Origin of the sequence: Clavibacter sp. MX14-G9D (genome assembly GCF_032917815.1) — a bacterium.
GTDB classification, from domain to species: domain Bacteria; phylum Actinomycetota; class Actinomycetes; order Actinomycetales; family Microbacteriaceae; genus Clavibacter; species Clavibacter michiganensis_K.
This window is the reverse complement of the sequence record NZ_JAVCVL010000288.1, coordinates 1-2,687: the sequence shown is the minus strand read 5'-3', so window position 1 is coordinate 2,687 and position 2,687 is coordinate 1. Positions and strand designations below refer to the sequence as shown.

3 protein-coding genes and 1 pseudogene are annotated in these 2,687 nt (G+C 76.1%); 2 read left to right on the top strand and 2 right to left on the bottom strand.

What is annotated here, in order from left to right; translation table 11 throughout:
• Nucleotides 1-885: YhgE/Pip family protein (locus tag Q6969_RS14775; RefSeq protein ID WP_317231121.1), on the top strand; the 885-nt coding region annotated here is incomplete at its 5' end.
• An 86-nt stretch (nt 886-971) separates the two neighbouring features.
• On the opposite strand, the gene Q6969_RS14770 is transcribed toward Q6969_RS14775, so the two are convergent.
• The gene (locus Q6969_RS14770; RefSeq protein WP_119403371.1) at nt 972-1,274 is read right to left on the bottom strand and encodes a putative quinol monooxygenase; all 303 of its coding nucleotides are present in this window, start codon (nt 1,272-1,274) and stop codon (nt 972-974) included.
• A 172-nt stretch (nt 1,275-1,446) separates the two neighbouring features.
• Nucleotides 1,447-2,322, bottom strand: a complete 876-nt coding sequence (locus Q6969_RS14765) for a sugar phosphate isomerase/epimerase (RefSeq protein ID WP_317231120.1) — start codon at nt 2,320-2,322, stop codon at nt 1,447-1,449.
• 157 nt (nt 2,323-2,479) lie between these two features.
• On the opposite strand from Q6969_RS14765, the pseudogene Q6969_RS14760 reads away from it, so the two are divergent.
• Nucleotides 2,480-2,687, top strand: a pseudogene (locus Q6969_RS14760) (fructosamine kinase); the annotation flags it as partial.

Here is a 2,687-nt window from a genome sequence, read left to right as displayed (position 1 = left end):
GGCGCGCTCGTCACGGGCGCCCGCCAGCTGGGCGACGGGCTCGGTCAGCTCCGCACGGGCGCGACCGGCGCGGCGACGGGCGCGGGCGACCTCGCCACGGGCGCCGACGGGCTCTCCTCCGGGGCCACTGAGCTCGGAGCGGGGCTCACGCAGGGCGCCGAGCAGATCCCCTCCCTCGACGCCGACCAGGCCACCGCGGCCTCGGGCGTCGTCGCCGACCCGGTGGGCCTCACGGTCGACCGCCAGAACGAGATCGGCAGCCCGGGGGACGCGATCGCCGCGATCACGGTGCCCATCGGCCTCTGGCTCGGCGCGTTCGCGACGTTCCTCGTGCTGCGGCCGGCCGCCCGTCGGCTGCTCGCGTCGTCGGCCGCGACCGGCCGCGTCATGGGGCGCGTGCTCGCGCGCGCCGCCCTGATCGCGCTCGCGCAGGTCGTGCTCCTCGTCGCGCTCGTGCACGCGGCGCTCGGGCTGTCCCCGGCGCTCCTGCCGGCGACCCTCGGGTTCGCCGCCGTGACCGCGGCGGCCTTCACCGCGATCCACTACCTCCTCCGCCAGGCGCTCGGCCGTGCCGGGCTCGTGGTGTCGCTCATCCTCCTGGCGGTGCAGGCCGCGGCCCTGGGCGGCATCGTGCCGTCGCAGCTCGTGGCGGCGCCGTTCGCGGCCGTCAGCCCGTTCCTCCCGCTCACGTACGCGTCCTCCGGCATGCAGGCGATCATCGCCGGCGGCGCCCCGGCCGTCGTGTGGGGATCGGCGGGCGTCCTCGCCGTGTTCCTGCTGTTGAGCCTCGCCGTGTCGTACCTCGTCACGCGGCGCTCGCGGCGGGCCAGGAGCCTCGGGCTGATCCCGGGCCAGGCGCCGTCCTCGGTCGCCGTCGCCGTCTGACCGACGGGGGAGGGCCCGCGTCGCGGAGCCCGTGCACGACGAGGGCCGCCCGGAGCACCGGGCGGCCCTCGTCGTGCGGCCGGTCGCTAGAGCGCGAGCGCGATGCGCCCGCTGAACACGCGGGTCACCGGCGGGGCGGCCAGCACCTCGCCGAGGCGCGCGGCGCCCTCGGGGGTGGCGCGCCAGGCGACGTAGGCGTCGTGGTCGGCCGTGCTCGCCCACTGCTCCACGACGATCATGCGCGCGGGGTCGGCGTCGTCGACCAGGACCTCGAGGCCCTCGTTGCCCGCGAACGCGCGGGTGGCCTGCAGGGTCTCGGCGAGGACGTCGGCGACGTCGGCCAGGCGGCTCTCGTCGACCTGGATCTCGAGGTGCACGGTGGTGCTCATGGTGTCTCCGGTCCCGACGCCGGGCCGGCGGGGCCTCGCGCGACGTCGCTCATGTGCGGGGACGTTCCCCTGCCCCATCCAACCGCGATGCGGTGGTGCGCATGCCCTCCCGCGGGTCGCGGGCGTGTCGCCTGGTATCCCGTCGCGGGCGTCCCGAGCGGGCGGTCCTGCGTCAGCGGTCGCGGCGGAGGGCCGTGCGCAGCTTCCGGTAGCCCGAGAGGGTGGGCGGGACCACGGGCGTGCGCTCGGGCGCCGTGTCGAGCCGCAGCTGCCGCTGGGCGAACTCGCGCGTCTCGATGAGCATCTCGAGCCGCTGCTCCTCCGTCTTGGCCTTGCGCGTGTTGACCTCGGCGACCACGCCGCCGTCCCAGCCCTGCTCGGCGAGCCAGCGCAGGGTCTCGGCGACCGGCTGCGTGCCGCGCCCGGGGAGGAGGTGCTCGTCGAAGACGCGGCCGTCGTCCTGCGATCCCGAGCCGTCGCACAGGTGCACGTGGCGGAGGCGGGGGCCGAGGGTCCGCGCCATCTCGAGGGCGTCCTGCCCGGAGAGGGCCGCGTGGGAGAAGTCGAGGGTGGTGGCGTCGCAGTCCATGACGGTCGGATCCCAGCCGGGCGCGTACGCCTTCATGCTGCGGCCCGCGACCTGCCACGGGAACATGTTCTCGACGGCGATCTCGACGCCGGTCGACGTCTGGATGGAGCGCACGATCTCGAGGAACGACTCGGCGTAGCCGGCCTGCCAGCGGAACGGCGGGTGGACGACGACGGCGGGGGCGCCGACCGCGGCGGCGAGCTCCGCGGACCGCTCCAGCTTCACCTTCGGGTCGCGGCCCCACACGAAGTGGGTGAGGAGCAGGACGGGCGCGTGGATCGACATGATCGGCAGCCCGTGCTTCTCCGACATGGCGCGCAGCGCCGCGGCGTCCTGGGTGACCTCGTCGTTCGTCACCATGATCTCGACGCCGTCGAAGCCCGCTCGACCCGCCATGGCGAAGGCGGCGTCGACGGGCTGGGGGTACACGCAGGTCGTGCTCATTCCGACACGGATCACGTCGGCGAGCGTACCCGGCGACGCTGGGCGCGCGGGGTACGCGGCCCGTCCGGCGCGTGTCGGGTGCGCGACGCGGACACGTCATGACGGCAGGCTGGAGGCGATCGACGGACGTGAGGGAGGGCGGCGCGCGCCGCCCGCATCGGGAGGGACGCGCATGACGACGGCATCGGACGGGCGGGTGTTCCGCAAGGAGCGGGCGGACGCCCCGCCCGGGTTCTTCGAGGCGGAGGCCGCCGGGCTCGCCTGGCTCGCCGAGGCGGAGGCCCGCGGGGGAGCGCGGGTGGTCCGCGTCATCGCGGTCGCGCCCGGCCGCATCGACCTGGAGCGCCTCCGGCCCGCGCGCCCGACGCGGGAGGCGGCCC